A 17,734-nucleotide genomic window follows, 5' to 3' on the forward strand; every position below is an offset into this window, starting at 1 on the left:
AGGACCAGAACAAGGACCAGAACAAGGACCAGAACAAGGACCAGAACAAGGACCAGAACAAGGACCAGAACAAGGACCAGAACAAGGACCAAGACAAGGACCAAGACAAGGACCAAGACAAGGACCAAGACAAGGACCAAGACAAGGACCAAGACAAGGACCAAGACAAGGACCAAGACAAGGACCAAGACAAGGACCAAGACAAGGACCAAGACAAGGACCAAGACAAGGATAACGCCGAAACCAAGGAAAGCAAGAAGGACGAAAATGAAATGAAAAACGCCCGTCTTCCCTCCTCCCCGGAAAAAGACAGGCTTCCTGAAACGCCCGGCATGGAAAAACCGCAGCCCCAGCCGGAAGGGGACAAGCCCGTTCCGGTAGCCGCGCAACAGGAAAGCAGGGAGGAAAAGGAACGCCGGGAGGCAAGAGCCATCCTGATGGAACGCAGGGACATTGAACCCGGTTGCCCCGTTCCCCAGCGTTCGCCGGAAATTCCTCCGGATAAGGATTATTAACACGTTCCTCCCGCATCCGCGATGCCACCCCTTTAACCATATCCCGCAATACAATGAAAAAACTGCTCGCCATTCTTTCGCTTTTCTTCTGCATGACTGTCACGCTGATGGCTCAGCAGGTGGTTACCACCTGGCTGTCCGACGCCGTTGTGCCGGGAGAACAAACCCGTCTCTTCATCATCCTGACGGACGGCAGCATCGCCCGTCAGGATCCGCTTCCCCGTGTAAAGGGCGCCAGCCTGCGCTGGGTCAGCCAGGGCAACTACATCCGCTGGCCGGGGGCCCCCAACCAATCCGCCTTCCTGATGGCCATTGAAGTGACGCCGGACGAAGTGGGCACCGTGGAAATCCCTTCCCTGACCCTGCAGGCCAACAATGGCCGCACCTATACCACGCTTCCCCAGACGCTGACTGTCTACCCGTACAGCGCCATCAAATGGAATACGCTGAACCTGAACGGTACAGCAGTTCCGTACGGCATGCTTTGGCATGTGGATAACCAGAAGCCCTATGTCCACCAGCCGGACCGCTGCGAACTGAAAATTTATGCTCCGGAATACATTCTGGAATACACGGCGCCCGCCATTACCACCTCCAACCTGGCTACCTGGCGCTTTGAACCCACGCTGGTGGAACTGCTCCGCGGCCAGCCTCGCGGCTCCGTACTTTATAAAGGCGTCAACTGGAATGTCATGACCTTCCAGAGCACCCTGTTCCCGCTGCGCGCCGGGGAAGTAACGGCATCCGGCGCTGTCACGGCACGCGCCGCCCTGCCGGAGGCGGATCCTCTCATCGCCAACTTCATCCGTTCGGAAGTGCTGGTGGAAATGGCTATTCCGGAAGTAAAAATCACGGCCCAGGAACTTCCACAGGGAGCTCCCGCTTCCTTCACCAATGCCGTAGGAAATTTCCGCATCTCCTCCACCACGGATGCGCGGGATCTCAGCGCCAATGAACCCATTACCGTGAAAATCAGGGTAACAGGAACAGGCAACATCCACAGCATCGCCTGCCCGGCCCTCACGGACGCCTCCAACTGGAAGCTCTACCCTCCCAACAAGCTGGACCCGGGCCAGAATACGCGCTCCATCCAGGGAACCGTGGAATTTCAGCAAATGATGCGCCCGGTCGCCCAGACGGATGCCATCCCACCCTTTGAACTCACTTTTTTTGACCCCAGCACGCAGCAGTACAAAACCGTAACGACTGCCCCCATTCCCCTGGAATGGAAGGCCTCGGTCATCACAGGAACGGCGGCCGGAGGCGCCGCTCCCGCCACGCCCCCCCCGGCTGGCGCCATTCCGGTAGCGGAAATGACGGATATTTACGGAATCATGCCCGCCGCCGTTATGAACGCCCTTACCGCTCCGGCTCACTGGGGATGGTATTTCCTGGCCTACATCCCCGCCGTCGTCCTGCTGGGAATGGCTCTGATCCGCTACATCCGGAAAATCCGGAAGGAAAGCTTCACGGCCAGGGAACGCATGAGAGCCTTCCGCAGGCTCGCCTCCGCTCCGCGCCAGGCAAGCTCCACGGAATTCCTGCGCTCCGCCGGCAACTTTATTGAATCCTATATTCCCCCTTCCAAGCAGAATGAACAAATGAAAAATATCCTTCAACTCCGGGACGACAGGGCATTCAAGCCTTCGGAATCCTCGGACGAACTGCCGCACGCGGAACGCCAGCGCATGCTCCAGGCTATTAAAAAAGCCATCGCCAAGCTTCCCGTTCTCATGGTGGCCGCCGTACTGGCCCTGTCTCTGGCCGGAACAGCCGGAAACGCGTCGGAAACGGAAAACCTGGGCGTAAAAGCCTATGAACAGGGAGAATACGCCAAAGCCATCGACTACTTCAGCAAGGAAAGCGGCAATACGGAGCTTTCCAGGTCAGAACGAGCCTACGCCTGCTTCGGCATCGGCAATTCCTATTACCGCATGAACAAGCCCGGGCTGGCAGCCCTCAATTACCGCCGCGCCCTGGAACTCTCCCCATACTTCACGGAAGCTGAATACAACCTGCAATTCATCGAACGCAAGGAGGGAGCCATCCTGCCCGCCAATACCACGGAAAACCAGTGGCTCACTTACATCAGCCATGATACGCTCGGCCCCATCGCCATCCTGTCCGGGGCCGTCATGCTCACCTTCCTGGCCCTGCTGACCGTTACCCGCAAACACGGGGCGCTGCTGACCATTCTGGCCACCCTGAGCGGACTGGTCACCGTAGCGGCTGTCATGAACTACATCATGTACCCGGAAACCCCGGAATCCATTCCGGCGGACCGGTTGCTGGTCGTTACCCAAAAAACGCCCGGCAGACACGCGGCGGACATGAACAGCCCGGCGCTCATCACCCTGCCGGAATCCACCCCGCTCATCCTGCGCGCGGAACGCGGCTCCTGGTACTACGCCAGCACCTTCCAGAATACGCCTGTCTGGATACCCAGGACGGATGCGCAGCCGCTGTAACGCTTTTGATCTTCCCGCCCCTTTTCTGGAGCCGCCTCTCCGGGAATGCCGTATTCCCCCGGAAGGGCGGCTTTCTCACAGCCGCATTCAGCCTTCTTTCCTGCTGAAGAATCTGGAACGGGAAAACAGCACATTCTTCTTTTCAAATAAAAAGATCCGGTCCCCCTTCCGGATATGCGTCAGCGGATTCCCCGGGCTTACGAACGGCAAAGCCAATGCCTCCCTCATATCGTACCCACAAGGATCATCAAGGCATGCGTATATGGAAATTATCCGCAGACGCCCTTTCATCCCGGTACAGATGAAGGGCTTAAAACCATTCTGATGCGTCAGGAAAATCCGCGCGACCCGTTTCACTCCAACTGTCGGCCGGCGTCACGGTTTACCAGGAATCCAGATGCACCTTGCTGACCGGGGGCGGAAAAGCCTCATCCAGCAAATCCCCATCAGCACCGGATTGCGGGAAAGCCGCCCTTCATCCGCAGGCGAATAGGCCATCACGGGAAGGTGACGCTCCCGGCACCACGGCAGCAAATCGTACTCCACGCCGCGATGGGCCAGATTATAAAGAATCTGGTTGGCGGCGCAGGAGGCTCCCCCCGGGACGGCATAAAACCGCTCCATTTCCGGAACGTCCATATTGCTCACGCCCCAGGCCTTTATCTTACCCTCCTGCTGCAGCTCAACCATGGAGGCAACCGTATCTTCAATGGGATGGGGACCGCCCCAGTGAAGCAGAAACAAATCCACATAGTCCGTCTTCAGCCTGTTCAGGCTCCGTTCGCAGGCCTCTTTGGTTCCAGTCCTGCTGGCGTTGCCGGGCAGCACCTTGGTAACCAGGAACACACGGTCGCGCAATCCGCGGATTGCCGCTCCCACCATTTCCTCGTTGCCATACATCTCCGCCGTATCCACTACGCTCATGCCCAGCTCAATGCCGGCGCGCAAAGCATCTATCTCATCGGCTTCCCTCAACGCTGATTTTCCCATTTTCCAGGTTCCCTGTCCCAGGGCGCAAACCTTCCGATGGTCCGGAAAAATTACTGAATGTTCCATCATTAATATCTTCTTTCTACCTGATCGCATCATTCCATGCCGTATAAACCTTTGACAGCAGATGAGAAAAAAAGCTCAAAAATCAGGACGTTTTTTCCGAACCGCCTCGTCCGTCATCTTCCTTTTCTGCTGGCAGGCCGTCAATAACTCTCATTAAAATTTCATTCAATATGCTTTTCGCGAACGTGTAAAAAACACTCATTTCCCGCCGGGCATACCCGCATCAAAAAACGACCAGCCTCCTGTCATACTGATTCCGAAACAATGGGCCTTCTTCCGGAAAAATCACTTTCGATATTGGCCATCCAAGCCCCCTTTCTCCGCTGCTATTTGGGAAATAAAAAGCCGTCCCGCTGTAAACGGGACGGCTCTGAAGATATTTTCCGGACTCAAACCGCTGAAAAAACATTAACGTATGCGGGCAATCAGCCAATGCAGCAGGTCGTTAATTGCAACACGTTCCTGTTTCATGGAGTCGCGGTGACGAATGGTCACCGTCCCCTTGAGAGAAGCATCGTTTTCTCCGAGCGTTTCAAAATCCACCGTAATGCAGAAAGGAGTACCCACTTCATCCTGGCGGCGGTAACGGCGGCCGACAGCTCCCGTTTCATCATAAAAGACGGACATCCACGGCTGAAGCGTCTTTTCAATTTCCCGGGCAATACGCACCTGTTCCCCGTTTTTCTTAAGCAGAGGGAAGATGGCCGCCTTGATCGGGGCCATGCGGGGCACGAAGCGGAGTACCGTGCGGACGTCTTTTTTACCTTTGTCGTCCACCAGCTCCTCTTCATCGTAAGCTTCGCAGATGATGGCCAGAATGGTGCGGTCACAACCGGCCGAAGGCTCCACCACATGGGGAATGAATTTCTCCCGCGTCTCTTCATCAAAGTATTCCAGCGGACGGCCAGAACCTTTCTGATGGCAGCTCAGGTCATAATCCGTCCGGTAGGCGATGCCTTCCAGTTCCTGGATGCCGAAGGGGAATTCATACTCCAGGTCATAGGTTTTCTTGGAGTAGAACGCGCGTTCGCCGTCCGGCACATCCAAAATATGAATGTGTTCGCGCGGAACCCCCACCTCGTCATAGAAGCAGAGGCGGTGTTCCAGCCATTCATCCACCAGGCGCAGCCCGTCTTCCGGCCGGCAGAAATATTCAATTTCCATTTGTTCGAATTCGCGGGAACGGAAAGTGAAGTTTCTCGGGTTGATTTCGTTGCGGAAAGATTTGCCGATCTGGGCGATCCCGAAAGGCAGTTTGACGCGGGAGCTGTCCAGAATGTTTTTATACTGGCAGAAAATGGACTGGGCCGTTTCCGGGCGCAGCCAGCCCGTAGCGTTGGGATCGTTTTCATCAGAGGTAGCTCCAATGGTTGTCTTGAACATGAGATTGAACTCACGGGCTTCCGTCAGCAGGGAACCGTTGGCAGGGTTGTACATGGTGGAATCCGTTACGATTTCCATGCACTCGCCCTTCAGTTCCATGTCCTTGTAAGAGACATCCTTGCCGGCCAGCTGGGCATAGTATTGAGCCGCGGTCTTACGGGCCTTGTCCGCCTGTTTTTCAGATTCCACCAGAACGGAGTACTTCTTTTCAATATTCCAGGAACCGTCTTTTTTGGCGGCTCCGGTATAGAAAAACCCCATGCCGCTCTGGGCCGGAACCTGGTCCGCACGCAGACGCTCCTTGGTCAACAGGCAATCGCACATCGGGTCGGAAAATCCGCCCACATGGCCGGAAGCCACCAGTACGGAGTTATGCGTCAGGATGGAGCCGTCCATGCCGACCACATCCTCGCGTTCCTGCACATTTTTACGCCACCAGTATTCCTTCAGATTGCGCTTGAGTTCCACCCCCATGGGACCATAGTCCCAGCAACCGTTCAGACCGCCGTAAATTTCAGCTGACTGGAAGATGAATCCCCTCCTTTTACAGAGGCTCACGATTTTTTCCATTCGGGCGGGGTCTGTGTTGGTTCTGTCTGCCATGATGAGTTATATAATTGGGTTGGCTATGCGGGTTGTATTGATGCCCGCAATCAGCGTTCAGTGAAAGCAAAAAGCGTGTCTTCTCAAGAATTCCAGGGGAGGGGAACCCCCTTGAGCAGCTGGGAGCCATAACCCGCTTCCACCAGCGTGCGGAATGCCGCCATCGCCTCCGGAGTCACAGGCTGTTCCGTGGAAAATCCCTGTTTAGGATATTCCAGTATCCTTTGAAAGTCCCCCACCATGGCGGAAACTACCAGTTCCTGCGGCAGTTCCCCGGTCAGGTATTCCCTGAACGTGAAGGGAGGGGAGCTGACCGCCACCCGCGCTTCCGGCCACTGGGCCTGGAGCGTAGCCAGCGTTCGCCGTTCCATATAGGGCTTTTGCAGGGCAATGAGGCTGGATGGTTCCGGAATGCCGGCTTTTTCCAGGACAGCGCGGGAAAAGCGGACATTTTCTCCCGTGTTGGTGGATTTGTTTTCAATGAGGATGCAATCCCCCGGCACGCCCTTCTTCATGGCCGCCTCTGCGAAAAGTTCCGCTTCCGGTACAGCCCATTCCCCCGTAAAACGCCCCATCCCGCCGGAAAAGAGCAACAGGGGAGCCAGCTTCCGGGCATAAAGTTCCGCCGCATATTCCGCCACCCTTATGTCATTGCTGCCAAGAATGAAAATGAGTTCCGCCGGATGCAGCACCTGCTTCACGTGATGGTAGTCCCACAAAATTTCTATGGCTTCCTCTGGAGTCATCGGCTTTTATGTACTCAAGAAATTCCTCCCTGTAAACGCCGGATTCACCATAATCCGTATTTGCCCCATGCCAGAGCAGCCCAGCCCAGCAGCGCATTCGCCGCCGCATGCATCACGATCACGGCGCACAGATTTTTCCGCCAGACGGCAAGCAGATACGCCAGGGAACCGTAAACGAACGCGCCGCAGTAGTCCACGGGCTGGTGCACCGCCATGAAACAGAGGGTAGTCACCCAGTATGCCTTCCAGCTATGAGCGCCGAATGGCACCTTCCAGGGATGGTCCGGATTCACCATCAAACGCATCAGATAGCCGCGCCAGAAAAGTTCCTCCACCAGAGCCACCACAACCACGGCACGGAAGAAACGCAGCACCAGGGCCGCCAGCCAGCTCCAGGAATCCATAAGGAAGACGATGCCCGGATCAAACCCCTCCGGACGCGCGTCAATTCCCAGCAGATACCGGTACCAGGGCCAGGAGGGATGGCCAAACCAGGCGTCCGCGCCTCCGGGCAGGCGGTCCGCTATCATGGTCGGGGCCAGCCAGCACAGGATACCCAGCACGCCGAACAGAATTCCCCAGGCGGCGGGCTTCCACCGCCAATCCCAATCAATGGCTTTTCTCCACCGGAAAACCAGGGCAAAACAAACGATCGCCTGAACGGGGTACAGCCATTGTTCCGGCGCCCTTCTCCACCAGGGCGCGGCCGGGTGGTCCCATTCCAGAAACGGGGCGCCAAACTGCCATACCAGGGTAAAGCCCATGAATACTGCAAACGGCGCCACATACGCCTTTGTTTTCAGCGCCTCCGTCACGGAGTTCATGAATACTGCCGGGTCAGGAAAGAGTTTTCACAAAATGCTCCATGCGGTTGCAGGCCTCCTTGATCTGGTCAAAGGCGGTCGCATAACAACAGCGCAGGAAACCTTCTCCGCTCGCGCCGAAGGCGGTCCCCGGCACGGCGGCCACCTGCTTCTCCATCAGCAGCCGGGTGGCAAACTCCTTGCTGGTCAGGCCAAATCTGGAAATGTCCGGGAAGACATAGAACGCGCCGCCGGGCAGGTGGCAGTCCATGCCGATTTCATTAAGGCACTTCACCAGGTAATCCCGGCGCTGGCGGTAGCTTTCCCGCATTTTCAACATGGCGGATGTCCCGTTTTCCAATGCTTCAATGGCCGCCTCCTGGGAAGTAATGGGGGCGCAGAGCATGGAATACTGATGAATTTTCATCATGGCGGAAATAAGCGGCTCCGGACCGCAGGCATAACCCAGGCGGAACCCCGTCATGGCGAATGCCTTGGAGAAGCCGTGCAGCAGAAGCGTGCGTTCCTTCATCCCCGGCAGAGAAGCTATGGAAACATGCGGCTTGCCGTCATAACGCAGTTCACTGTAAATTTCATCCGTCAGCACAATGAGGTCGTGCTTGATGCAGATGCGGGCGATTTCCTGAAGGGTTTCCACAGGGGCCACCGCTCCGGTCGGGTTCGTCGGGAAGTTGAGCATCAGCACCTTGGTTCGCGGTGTAATGGACGCTTCCAGCACCTCCGGGTTAAGGGCAAAAAGATCCCTCTTGCTCGTAGGAACGGCGGTAGCCACGCCATAGGCCATGTTGACGCTGGGGGCATAGGAAACATAACAGGGTTCGTGGTAAAGAACCTCGTCCCCCGGATTCAGAATGGCACGGAGAGCGAGATCTATGGCCTCGCTTACGCCTACGGTCACCAGCACTTCACGCAGGGGATCGTAGTTGACATGGAAAAATCCGTCCACGTATTTGACGATGGAACGGCGCAGGGATTCCAACCCGTAATTGGATGTATAGGAGGTATGACCCTTTTCCAGGGAGTAAATGGCCGCTTCCCGTATATTCCACGGCGTCACGAAGTCCGGCTCCCCTACGCCCAGGGAGATGATATCCGTGCGTCCCGTGACCAGGTCAAAAAATTCCCGGATGCCGGAACGGGGTATGGAGCTTACCTGCTCCGCTATTTTGTTCTGCCAATTCATGATCATTCCTTTCTTAACGGCAGAGAATTACGGAGCGACAGCCAGGCGTTCTGTCTGCACGGGAGCTTCAAACACACAACCGTTTTTCTTGTATGTTTTCAGATGGAAGTGTGTGGAAGTGGACAACACCCCTTCCAGCGTAGAAAGTTTTTCCGCCACAAACCGGGCAATCTCCCGCATGCTTTTTCCTTCCACAAGCACCAGCAGGTCAAACCCGCCGCTTGCCAGATAGCAGGAGGAGACTTCGTCGAACCGTGAGATGCGCATGGCCAGACGGTCAAAACCGCCGTCGCGTTCAGGCGTCATTTTCACTTCAATGAAGGCCGCCACCTTGCTGTCGTGCTCATATTCCTCATTCACCACGGCCTGGTATCCGAGGATGACGCCTTCCTTCTCCCACTGTTCCCGCTGGGCCCGCACGGCTTCTTCAGTCATGTCAAGACGTTCGGCCAATTCGCCATCGCTCAAGCGGGCTTGAGTCGCCAGTAACTGTAGAAGTGATGCAGAGGACATAAAATTTCAGGCATAAAAGACGCTTTTACGACGAACCTGTCAAGAATCATGTTACGCAAGACTGACATCTTTTCTTTCCAAGATGATAAAATATGTTCGTTTTCTTCAAAAATCGACCTTCTTCACATAAACATAACAATTTGTCATTCAACAATAAATACTTCACCACAAACAACCTCCGGAATTATTTTCAGAGAATAGTTGCTCTAATCCGCTTTTTGTGCCATAGTAAAGTGCATAGACCTGTGGCGTCCCCTGACTGGGAACGCTTGTTTCCAATTTTTATATGACAGTTTGATATTATGAGCATGGCACTTAACCCGGACAGGGCTACTCTGAACTTCCTCAATGCCTTTCCGGAAGAAATCCGGCTGCGCGGAGAGAAACTCCAGAAAGATGGCGCAGTCACGCAAATTTTCGGCAATCATTTATATATTCAGGGCCGCGTGGAAGACGCATACGGCGTGCACCGCGTAAATCTGCGCCTTCAGGGCAACAGGTGGTTCGGAGCATGCTCCACGGAAGACGAGGACCTCGCCGGAGCGGCCATGTATGCCGCCATGCTGGAGCGCATGTACCGCGGCCAGGATCTTCCGGAGTCCCCGAACGAACTGAATGATGTTCCCCTTCTGGATATTCTGGAAGAGAAACTGGGCCGCGAACTGGACGACAAGGAAGCGGACTACGTCAGCAAACTGGAGAAGCGCTACCGCCGTTTCGCCATTGAACAGGAGATTCACGACCATGATATGGTGCGCCTGAATCCCCGATGGGAAATCGTCAGCTATGACCCGCTGGAGTTGTGGCCCGTGCCTCCCACGAACATCCTCGAATTCTGGAATTACATTGCTTACGCTTTCAACAAGAAACGCCTGCCCTATCCGGAATTCATGGACTCCATTACGGATCTGGAAAAGGTACAGCGCAAGATTCATGAGTGGGAGCGCTCCCGTGAAGTCGGCACCTGGTACGACCGCATCCAATCCGTGAATGAACGCCCCCCGCAGCCGCCCCGCGGAGAACTGTTCATGAGGCTTGTTTCCACTATTAACGAGGGGCATTTCGAATACCGTCATTCCCTGAAGCAGGACTGGATTCCCGTCCGGGAAAAACAGGATCTGGAACATCTGGAAAATCTGCATGAACGGGCCGCCGTACGCATGGACGCCCAGACGGAAATCCTGCTCGTCTCCCTGTCCGACTACGCCCGTGCGGAAGACGCCCTGACGCTGGACCTGGACCAGGAAGCCGCATGCGCCCTGATGAACAAACTTTTCCACCAGCCCGCCCTGAAAGGCTACCTGGTGAACCTTGATGAAAACTATTTCAAAGTGGTGGACGAACCGCTCAAATGGATTTGCCAGGACGATCCCATTGAACCGGACTGCTACGCTCTTCAGCTCGCTACTTCCACCGGCATCAACGTCTCTCACTCCGTCCGGCAGCTTCCGGGCCAGCAGGAACTGTACCAGTCTGACGAAACTGTTTTCCCCGGACCTCCCCGCTGGCTGGAAAGCACGGAAGTGGAACCCCGCTACTCCATTCCCAAGCAGGTCATCGACAGCCTTGAAGGGGTGGAATTCCTCCGCAAAATAGGCGCTTCCCTGCCCCCCAGCATGGAAGACCGCGTGGTGGACATTGACCTGCGCGGCACCTTTGACATGAAAATCGTCCGCGGCCTCACCTCTGCGGAAACGGAACACGTGCTCTGCGAAGTAAGCGCCCGGGACGCTTCCGGCTACCGCACGGAAAAACTCGGCAAGGACGGCTGGGACGTATCCCATCAGGAGCCCATGAAGAACAAAGTTCTGCTGCGCTTCATCCGGGAGCACCTTTATCCCATTCCCGGCCTGCTGGAAGAAATGGGCTTTTCCTACGACCCCCAGGTGGGCGCGTTCAAGGCCCGAGTCACCCGCCAGTTCCCCGAAAAATTCGCGGAATGGGCCAAGCAGCTTCCGGAAGAGCTGACCGTCAATATGGATGACAAGCTCAAGACGCTGCTGGCGGATCCGGTGGCCGCCGCCGTGCGGTTTGAAGTAGTCAACCAGGAAATTGACTGGTTTGACCTTCGCATCGTCATTGATGTGGAAGGCGTCCAGCTCTCCAAAGAACAAATCCGCGCCCTGGTCGCCGCCAGAGGCGGTTACGTCCGCATGGACGACGGAGGATGGATGCGCCTGGAAATTAAGCTGGACAACGACCAGCGCGACGCCGTTACCCGCCTGGGCCTGGACCCCTTCGATCTTTCCGGAGAAACCCACCGCATGCACGCCATGCAGCTGGCGGACCCGAAAGCCGCGGAAGTGTTCGACCCGAAGGCATGGAAACGCATCAAGGACCGTACCGCGGAAATCCAGATCGACGTCAAGCCGGATGTTCCCTCCCAGCTCCAGGCAACCCTGCGCCCATATCAGGTGGAAGGGTTCCATTTCCTGGCTTACCTTGCCACGAACGGGTTCGGCGGCATTCTGGCGGACGACATGGGCCTGGGTAAAACAATCCAGTCCATCACTTATGTCCTCTGGCTGCGTGAAGAATTCGCCCGCAAAAACAAATCCAAGAAAAAAGCCGTCATTCCCCCGGTTCTTATTGTTTGCCCCAAATCCGTGCTGGACGTCTGGGCGGGAGAAACGGAAAAATTTGCGCCAGGCGTGCGCGTCCTCGTCATCCGCAGCAAGGACCAGGCCAATCTGGAAGACATCAAGAAGAACTACGACATGGTCGTGGTCAACTACGCCCAGCTCCGCGTCTGCGGGGAAACCCTGAACCAAATCAAATGGCTCACGGTCATTCTGGATGAAGGCCAGCAAATCAAAAACCCGGATTCCAAGGCAGCCAAGGCGGCGCGGGAAATCGTTTCCTACAACCGCCTCGTTCTTTCCGGCACACCCATTGAAAACCGCCTGCTGGACATGTGGTCTCTCATGGCTTTCTCCATGCCCGGCGTCCTCGGTTCCCGCTCCTACTTCAAGAAGCGCTTTGACAAGCGCAAGGACCCGCAAAGCCAGAACCGCCTGGCCGCGCGCCTGAAACCCTTCCTGCTGCGCCGCACCAAATCCCAGGTGGCAAAAGACCTGCCTCCCAGGACGGAAGAAGAAGTGTACGCCAAAATGGAAGGCATCCAGAGCCAATTGTACAAGGCGGAACTCCGCCGCATTCAGCAGGCCCTGCTCGGCCTGGATTCGGACGAATCCGTCAAAAAGAACAGTTTCGCCATTTTGCAGGGCCTGATGCGCCTGCGTCAGATCTGCTGCCACCCCGGTCTGGTAGATCCCAAATACGCCAAGGAAGACAGCGCCAAAATGACGGCCCTCTTCTATCTGCTGGACCAGCTCCGGGAAGAAGGGCACAAAGTGCTCGTCTTCTCCCAGTTCGTTTCCATGCTGGAAATCATCAAGAACAGGCTGGAAGCGGAAAACAGGCCGCTTAACTATCTTACCGGCCAGACCAAGGACCGCCGTGGAGAAATTGAAAAATTCCAGACGACCAAGGACCCTTCCGTCTTCCTGCTTTCCCTGAAAGCCGGCGGCGCCGGCCTCAACCTTACTTCCGCCTCCTATGTCGTTCTGTATGACCCGTGGTGGAACCCGGCCGTAGAAAGCCAGGCCATCGACCGTACGCACCGCATCGGCCAGAAAAACAAGGTGATCGCCTACCGCCTTCTGACGAAGGATTCCGTGGAAGAAAAAATCCGCATTCTCCAGCATCAGAAAAACCAGCTCGTCGCCAACGTGCTGGGTGACGAAGGATTTACCTCCAGCCTGGGCATTGACGACCTGAACTTCATCCTCAACCACGGAGATGATGAAGAAGGTTAGCCCGGAAGCAACAATTAGAGGGAGTAGGAATTAAGGAACAGTTTTATTAACTTATAGACTTTTATCCTCAGATTCTTCCTCTATCCCTTATCCAGAAAAAAGCCCTGCATGAATATTGCAGGGCTTTTTATTTCACCATTTAAGGCTGACGGGATCCGTATGATAAAGGATTCCCGCCTCGTCCCGGACAAGGAGAGTCAACTGGATGCGCGCCGGCAGCCGAAGCATCTGAAGGCCGTTGAACGCAAAAATCTGTCCCTGGCACAACAGGGGGCGTGAACCGAACAGTTCATCCCCTTCAATCACCTGCGTGCCGTCTTCATGGGAACGGACGGTCCACTTTTTGCCGATGATGCGCACGGCGCCGTCTCCCGCATTGTGGATGCTTACGTTGTAAGGAACGGGGATGCGGCCATCATCCCGAACCATCCGCTCCAGTTTTTCATTCCGCAAGTACAGGCTGCGGGGAGTAAGACGCACTTCCAGACTGGTCAAAAGGGGAAGAACCATAGATGTATGCCTGCCGGAGAGAGGAATTATGATTCCACAGGAGCCAGAGCCGCCTTGAGCAACTCCAGCGTCGTTTTGCGGATGGCTTCCACGCCCTCCTTGGCGGGCCTGGCGTCCGGAGCCAGCGTCATCTGCTCCTGCAAGATCGTCAGAAGGTTCATGATTTTGGCAATGTCGCGGCGTTCTTTCATTTCCGGCTCTACCCCGTCCAGAATATAGTGAAAATATTCCGGGACATCCGGCTGGAAGATGACCTTCGCCTTGTCCTCCGCAAATTTGTTATCCAGAGCCGCGGTAGCGGCATCCAAGGCGCGTATCCACCCCCCCAGGCCGATCAGGTTCGCCATATCGGAATCCCGCAGGGAGGCAAGCTCCTGCTCCACATCGGATTGAATAAGGGCCAAATTGTTTTTGAAACTGCTCAAATCCCCGTCTTCCGCATTTTTCAGCAGGCTGGCGGCGTGGCGGTTCACCCTTTCTCCAGCTCCAATGGCCTTTGCATAGCTGGAAAGATCCAGGGCAATGGGTTTCACCTCGTTCATCTTGCCGCACTGCACGATTACGAAGCCGTCCGCCATCATGCCGCCCAGCTGAAGAGCCAGGGAACAGCGGTCCATGGGAGGCCGCTCCGGACGTGCGCGCAGGGCCACCTTTTCCGGTATTTCAGGGAGCCCCTCCAAATCTTCAAAAATCTTGCGGATGGACGGCGCGGTAAATTCGTTAATGCCCAGCTCCTCATTCATGTGGGAGTCGTCCAGCAGGCGTTCCGGAACGGTCGGCTGGTCCTGCTTGCCGGGCGGCGGCGTTTGCGCATCCAGTACTGCCGCCTCCTTCTCCGGGGCCTCTTCTTTTGGAGCGGAAAACGCCATTCCCCCCGCGACGGATACAGCTGCGGCCAGCAGATACAATCTCTTCATAACAACACTCGAAAAGGTTAAGCAAAACGGAATATGTCTTGACTCTCGCCCTATGGTGTCCTATACGGGCGTCACGTCAAGGAAATCCCCCTGCCCTGACGCAAAAAGATACCAACCCCCTTTGTGCCCCCTGCATGTCTTTAAATTACAATTTTATCTGGCTTTTGTGCTATCTTCTGGTCCTCGTCGGCCTGGCGGGGTATGGCTTCCACCGCCTGAGCATCGTTTACCTGTACTGGAAAAACCGCAATAATAAGCCCCAGCCCAAAGCGCGCTTCCAGGAACTGCCCGTCGTGACGGTCCAGCTCCCCATGTTCAATGAGAAGTTCGTCGTGGACCGCCTCCTGGAATCCGTAGCCGCTCTGGATTATCCGCAGGACAGGCTGGAAATCCAGATTCTGGACGATTCCACAGACGACACCACGGAACAATGCTGCCGCAAGGTGGAGGAATTAAAGTCCCGCGGCTTTGACGCCGTCTGCATCCACCGCACGGACCGCACCGGCTTCAAGGCAGGCGCGCTGGAAGCGGCCACCAAAACAGCGAAGGGGGAATTCCTGCTGATTCTGGACGCAGACTTCGTTCCGGAACCGGATCTCCTGCAAAAAACCATCCATTTCTTCACGGATGAAAACGTGGGCCTCGTTCAAACCCGCTGGGGCCACATCAACCGTGAATACAATCTCCTCACCCGCATCCAGGGGATGTACCTGGACGGCCATTTTGCCATGGAACAGACGGCCCGCAACCGTTCCGGCCGCTTCTTCACCTTCAACGGCACTGCGGGCATATGGCGCAAATGCGTAATCGGCGACGCGGGCGGCTGGTCCCATGACACCCTGACGGAAGACATGGACCTTTCCTACCGTGTCCAGCTCAAGGGCTGGCGCTTCATCTACCTGAACGACGTCGTTACCCCGGCGGAACTTCCCGTGGACATGGACGGGTTCAAGTCCCAGCAGCACCGGTGGACCAAAGGTTCCATCCAGGTCTGCCAGAAAATCCTGCTGGACATCTGGCGCTCCAATGCCCCCCTTAAAGCCAAGGTAGAAGCCACCACCCACCTCACCTGCAATTATTCCTACCTGCTCCTGGCACTGCTCTGCTTCCTGGTGTACCCCATCTGCACGCAGCGCATTCCGGAAAATGAAACGGTCTTCATGTGGTTTGTGAATGTGGCCCTGTTCTTCATGACCAGCGTGGCCGTCTGCATCTTTTACATGAGCGCCCAAATCGTGGTGCGTCCCAAATCCTGGTGGAAGGAACTGCCGTACCTCCCCCTCCTTCTCACGCTGAGCGTGGGCATGGCGGTCAACAACGCCAAGGCTGTTCTGGAAGCCATCTTCGGCCATCAGTCCGCTTTCGTCCGCACGCCCAAATACGGCGTGGACCGGAAGGAAGACCGCCGGCACGTCTCCCAGCTCAAACGCAACGGATACCGGGCTATTAAATCCGTCGTCATCCCCGTTCTGGAAATCGCCTGCGGAACTTTCTTCCTGAACCTGATCATCATCATGATCCGCCAGGGCCATTACCTTTCCCCCATCCTGATGATTCCTTTCCTGGGTTTCTATTACACAGGATTCTGTTCCCTGGGCCGCATGATTTCCAACCTGCTGCCCGCCAAGCAAACTGCCAAAGCCAAGAACTGACGCCTTTCCCATGCCTGCGCCTCTCTCGCAAGCAGCACGCCTGATTCAACTCGCCGGCGCAGCTTTCGCTGTGTTCGGAGTGCTGGCATCCTGTTCCCGTCCGGATTATGAGCCCACCGCCATCGTGAAAGACGGCGCGGTCGTCAGCGTCAGGGACCAGAAAATGGCCGTCATGCGTCATGGCCGGGTAGTGAAAACCTACCCTGTCAGCACTTCCAAATTCGGTCTGGGAGACAAAAAGGGAAGTTGCCGCACTCCGCTGGGCGCCCATCGCATCGCTTCCAAAATCGGCAGCGGGCAGCCCAAGGGCATGGTGTTTAAAAGCCGCAAGCCCACCGGGGAATGCGTCGCGCCCAATTCTCCGGGCCGGGACCCCATCGTCACGCGCATCATGTGGCTGGAAGGTCTGGAACCCCGTAACCGGAACGCTCACTCGCGCCTGATTTATATTCACGGTACGGCGGAGGAACGCACCATCGGCACTCCCGCCTCCTACGGTTGCGTCCGGATGAAGAGCAATGACGTGTATGAAGCCTTCAACCTGCTCCGGACCGGAGACCCGGTCGTGATTGAACGCTGTTCCATTGACGCCTCCCTGAAAGCTCTGGCCCAGGCGGAAAAAATGCAGGATTCTTCCCTGCTGGTCATGGCTTCCGCTCCAGACCGCATGGAGAACGCCAATACGGCCTCCGTCATTTCCCACCGCCGCAGGGCTTCCCGTCCCCCCGCCGTCGCCCTTTCCCGCAGGCAGACGGCATCAGCCGGTAGGAAATCCGTTTCCTCCAGGAGGGCGGCCTCCCGCAAGACGGCCGGAAATTCCAGGGTTGCCGTCCGTTCCGCCAGGGGGACCCGCTATACACTCGGGTAAAAACTCATCTTCCCGCCTGTTTTTCCGGTATTCCGTTTTCGCCGCCTCCTGACATGGCCGTTTGAACGCATGGTTGCCTGCCTCCGTCACATTTGGTAACGTAGATTTATGGCCATGATGGAACATGAAGATATCAGCAATGAAAACCTGGCGGGACACCTTCTGATTTCCGCACCCTACCTGGATGGCGCCGGATTCCATCATTCCGTCATCTTCCTGAGCAGGGCGGAGAAGGAATTTGTCATCGGCCATATTTTGAATCATCCGGCCGGCATGAATGTGGGGGACGTAGCCCGCCATACGGAAATCCCGGAATCCCTTTACACTGTGCCTATCTTCAAGGGAGGGCCCGTAGAACGCAACCAGCTCATCTTCGCCGCTTTCATCCGCACGGAGGATAAACTGCGCGTCCAGTTTCATCTGCAAGAGGAACAGGCCCTGGAATACCTGGAAGATCCCCGCGCCATCCTGCGCGCCTACGTAGGCCATAGCGGGTGGACGCCGCCCCAGCTGCGCCGGGAACTGAATGACCGCGCCTGGTATGTTTCCCCCATGGTGCCGGACATCTGTCTGGAAACGGATTCTTCCAAGGTCTGGGCCATGGCCATGCGGAGGCTTTCGCCCCTGCACCATATCATGAGCCACGCGCCCGCGCAGCCATCTCTGAACTGAACCACC

General features: G+C 56.3%; 14 protein-coding genes. 6 read left to right on the forward strand and 8 right to left on the reverse strand.

Annotation, left to right across the window (positions count from 1 at the left end; genetic code table 11):
- On the forward strand, positions 1-515 hold a 515-nt coding region (locus CI070_RS13270), incomplete at its 5' end, for a hypothetical protein (RefSeq protein ID WP_179218374.1).
- 53 nt (positions 516-568) lie between these two features.
- Complete coding sequence (locus CI070_RS00955) at positions 569-2,983, forward strand: tetratricopeptide repeat protein (protein WP_094136265.1); 2,415 nt, start codon at positions 569-571, stop codon at positions 2,981-2,983.
- Positions 2,984-3,358: 375 nt separating this feature from the next.
- Here the strand turns inward: CI070_RS00955 and CI070_RS00965 are convergent, their stop codons facing one another.
- The 6 genes from CI070_RS00965 to CI070_RS00990 all read right to left on the reverse strand — a co-directional run bounded on the left by CI070_RS00965 (position 3,359) and on the right by CI070_RS00990 (position 9,291).
- Positions 3,359-4,042 carry an aldo/keto reductase gene (locus CI070_RS00965; RefSeq protein ID WP_094136267.1) on the reverse strand — a complete coding sequence of 228 codons (684 nt, stop codon included), beginning with the start codon at positions 4,040-4,042 and terminating at the stop codon, positions 3,359-3,361.
- Between the two features lie 405 nt (positions 4,043-4,447).
- Positions 4,448-6,025, reverse strand: coding sequence for a glycine--tRNA ligase (locus CI070_RS00970; RefSeq protein ID WP_094136268.1), 1,578 nt, complete (start codon positions 6,023-6,025; stop codon positions 4,448-4,450).
- 83 nt (positions 6,026-6,108) lie between these two features.
- Entirely contained in the window at positions 6,109-6,771 is a 663-nt protein-coding gene (locus CI070_RS00975) for a YdcF family protein (RefSeq protein ID WP_094136269.1), read from the reverse strand.
- A gap of 44 nt (positions 6,772-6,815) precedes the next feature.
- The gene (locus CI070_RS00980; protein WP_094136270.1) at positions 6,816-7,595 is read right to left on the reverse strand and encodes a CPBP family glutamic-type intramembrane protease; all 780 of its coding nucleotides are present in this window, start codon (positions 7,593-7,595) and stop codon (positions 6,816-6,818) included.
- 13 nt (positions 7,596-7,608) lie between these two features.
- The gene (locus CI070_RS00985) at positions 7,609-8,778 is read right to left on the reverse strand and encodes an aminotransferase class I/II-fold pyridoxal phosphate-dependent enzyme (RefSeq protein WP_179218375.1); all 1,170 of its coding nucleotides are present in this window, start codon (positions 8,776-8,778) and stop codon (positions 7,609-7,611) included.
- 27 nt (positions 8,779-8,805) lie between these two features.
- A complete protein-coding gene (locus CI070_RS00990; RefSeq protein ID WP_012420802.1) occupies positions 8,806-9,291 on the reverse strand; it encodes an Lrp/AsnC family transcriptional regulator in 486 nt (161 codons plus the stop codon).
- Positions 9,292-9,593: 302 nt separating this feature from the next.
- Between CI070_RS00990 and CI070_RS00995 the strand changes: the two genes are divergently transcribed.
- Positions 9,594-13,109, forward strand: a complete 3,516-nt coding sequence (locus CI070_RS00995; RefSeq protein ID WP_094136272.1) for a DEAD/DEAH box helicase — start codon at positions 9,594-9,596, stop codon at positions 13,107-13,109.
- Positions 13,110-13,241: 132 nt separating this feature from the next.
- Here the strand turns inward: CI070_RS00995 and CI070_RS01000 are convergent, their stop codons facing one another.
- Positions 13,242-13,619 (reverse strand): ApaG domain-containing protein, encoded by a 378-nt coding sequence (locus tag CI070_RS01000; protein ID WP_094136273.1) that lies wholly within the window; start codon positions 13,617-13,619, stop codon positions 13,242-13,244.
- A gap of 26 nt (positions 13,620-13,645) precedes the next feature.
- Positions 13,646-14,536, reverse strand: a complete 891-nt coding sequence (locus CI070_RS01005; RefSeq protein ID WP_143245590.1) for a hypothetical protein — start codon at positions 14,534-14,536, stop codon at positions 13,646-13,648.
- A gap of 134 nt (positions 14,537-14,670) precedes the next feature.
- Here CI070_RS01005 and CI070_RS01010 point away from each other — a divergent pair, with 134 nt between their 5' ends.
- The 3 genes from CI070_RS01010 to CI070_RS01020 all read left to right on the forward strand — a co-directional run bounded on the left by CI070_RS01010 (position 14,671) and on the right by CI070_RS01020 (position 17,728).
- Entirely contained in the window at positions 14,671-16,188 is a 1,518-nt protein-coding gene (locus tag CI070_RS01010) for a cellulose synthase family protein (protein ID WP_094136275.1), read from the forward strand.
- 10 nt (positions 16,189-16,198) lie between these two features.
- A complete protein-coding gene (locus tag CI070_RS01015) occupies positions 16,199-17,056 on the forward strand; it encodes a L,D-transpeptidase (protein WP_094136276.1) in 858 nt (285 codons plus the stop codon).
- A 114-nt stretch (positions 17,057-17,170) separates the two neighbouring features.
- A complete protein-coding gene (locus CI070_RS01020) occupies positions 17,171-17,728 on the forward strand; it encodes a YqgE/AlgH family protein (protein ID WP_179218376.1) in 558 nt (185 codons plus the stop codon).
- Positions 17,729-17,734 lie beyond the last annotated feature (6 nt).

This window comes from Akkermansia muciniphila, assembly GCF_900184965.1.
Lineage (GTDB): Bacteria > Verrucomicrobiota > Verrucomicrobiia > Verrucomicrobiales > Akkermansiaceae > Akkermansia > Akkermansia muciniphila_A.

Bases quoted from the DNA above. Each gene is read 5' to 3' on its own strand.
- CI070_RS01000 (WP_094136273.1), bottom strand. From the start codon at position 13,619: ATGGTTCTTCCCCTTTTGACCAGTCTGGAAGTGCGTCTTACTCCCCGC.
- CI070_RS00985 (WP_179218375.1), bottom strand. From the start codon at position 8,778: ATGAATTGGCAGAACAAAATAGCGGAGCAGGTAAGCTCCATACCCCGT.
- CI070_RS01010 (WP_094136275.1), top strand. From the start codon at position 14,671: ATGTCTTTAAATTACAATTTTATCTGGCTTTTGTGCTATCTTCTGGTC.
- CI070_RS00990 (WP_012420802.1), bottom strand. From the start codon at position 9,291: ATGTCCTCTGCATCACTTCTACAGTTACTGGCGACTCAAGCCCGCTTG.
- CI070_RS00955 (WP_094136265.1), top strand. From the start codon at position 569: ATGAAAAAACTGCTCGCCATTCTTTCGCTTTTCTTCTGCATGACTGTC.
- CI070_RS00965 (WP_094136267.1), bottom strand. From the start codon at position 4,042: ATGATGGAACATTCAGTAATTTTTCCGGACCATCGGAAGGTTTGCGCC.
- CI070_RS00980 (WP_094136270.1), bottom strand. From the start codon at position 7,595: ATGAACTCCGTGACGGAGGCGCTGAAAACAAAGGCGTATGTGGCGCCG.
- CI070_RS01005 (WP_143245590.1), bottom strand. From the start codon at position 14,536: ATGAAGAGATTGTATCTGCTGGCCGCAGCTGTATCCGTCGCGGGGGGA.
- CI070_RS01020 (WP_179218376.1), top strand. From the start codon at position 17,171: ATGATGGAACATGAAGATATCAGCAATGAAAACCTGGCGGGACACCTT.
- CI070_RS01015 (WP_094136276.1), top strand. From the start codon at position 16,199: ATGCCTGCGCCTCTCTCGCAAGCAGCACGCCTGATTCAACTCGCCGGC.
- CI070_RS00975 (WP_094136269.1), bottom strand. From the start codon at position 6,771: ATGACTCCAGAGGAAGCCATAGAAATTTTGTGGGACTACCATCACGTG.
- CI070_RS00995 (WP_094136272.1), top strand. From the start codon at position 9,594: ATGAGCATGGCACTTAACCCGGACAGGGCTACTCTGAACTTCCTCAAT.
- CI070_RS00970 (WP_094136268.1), bottom strand. From the start codon at position 6,025: ATGGCAGACAGAACCAACACAGACCCCGCCCGAATGGAAAAAATCGTG.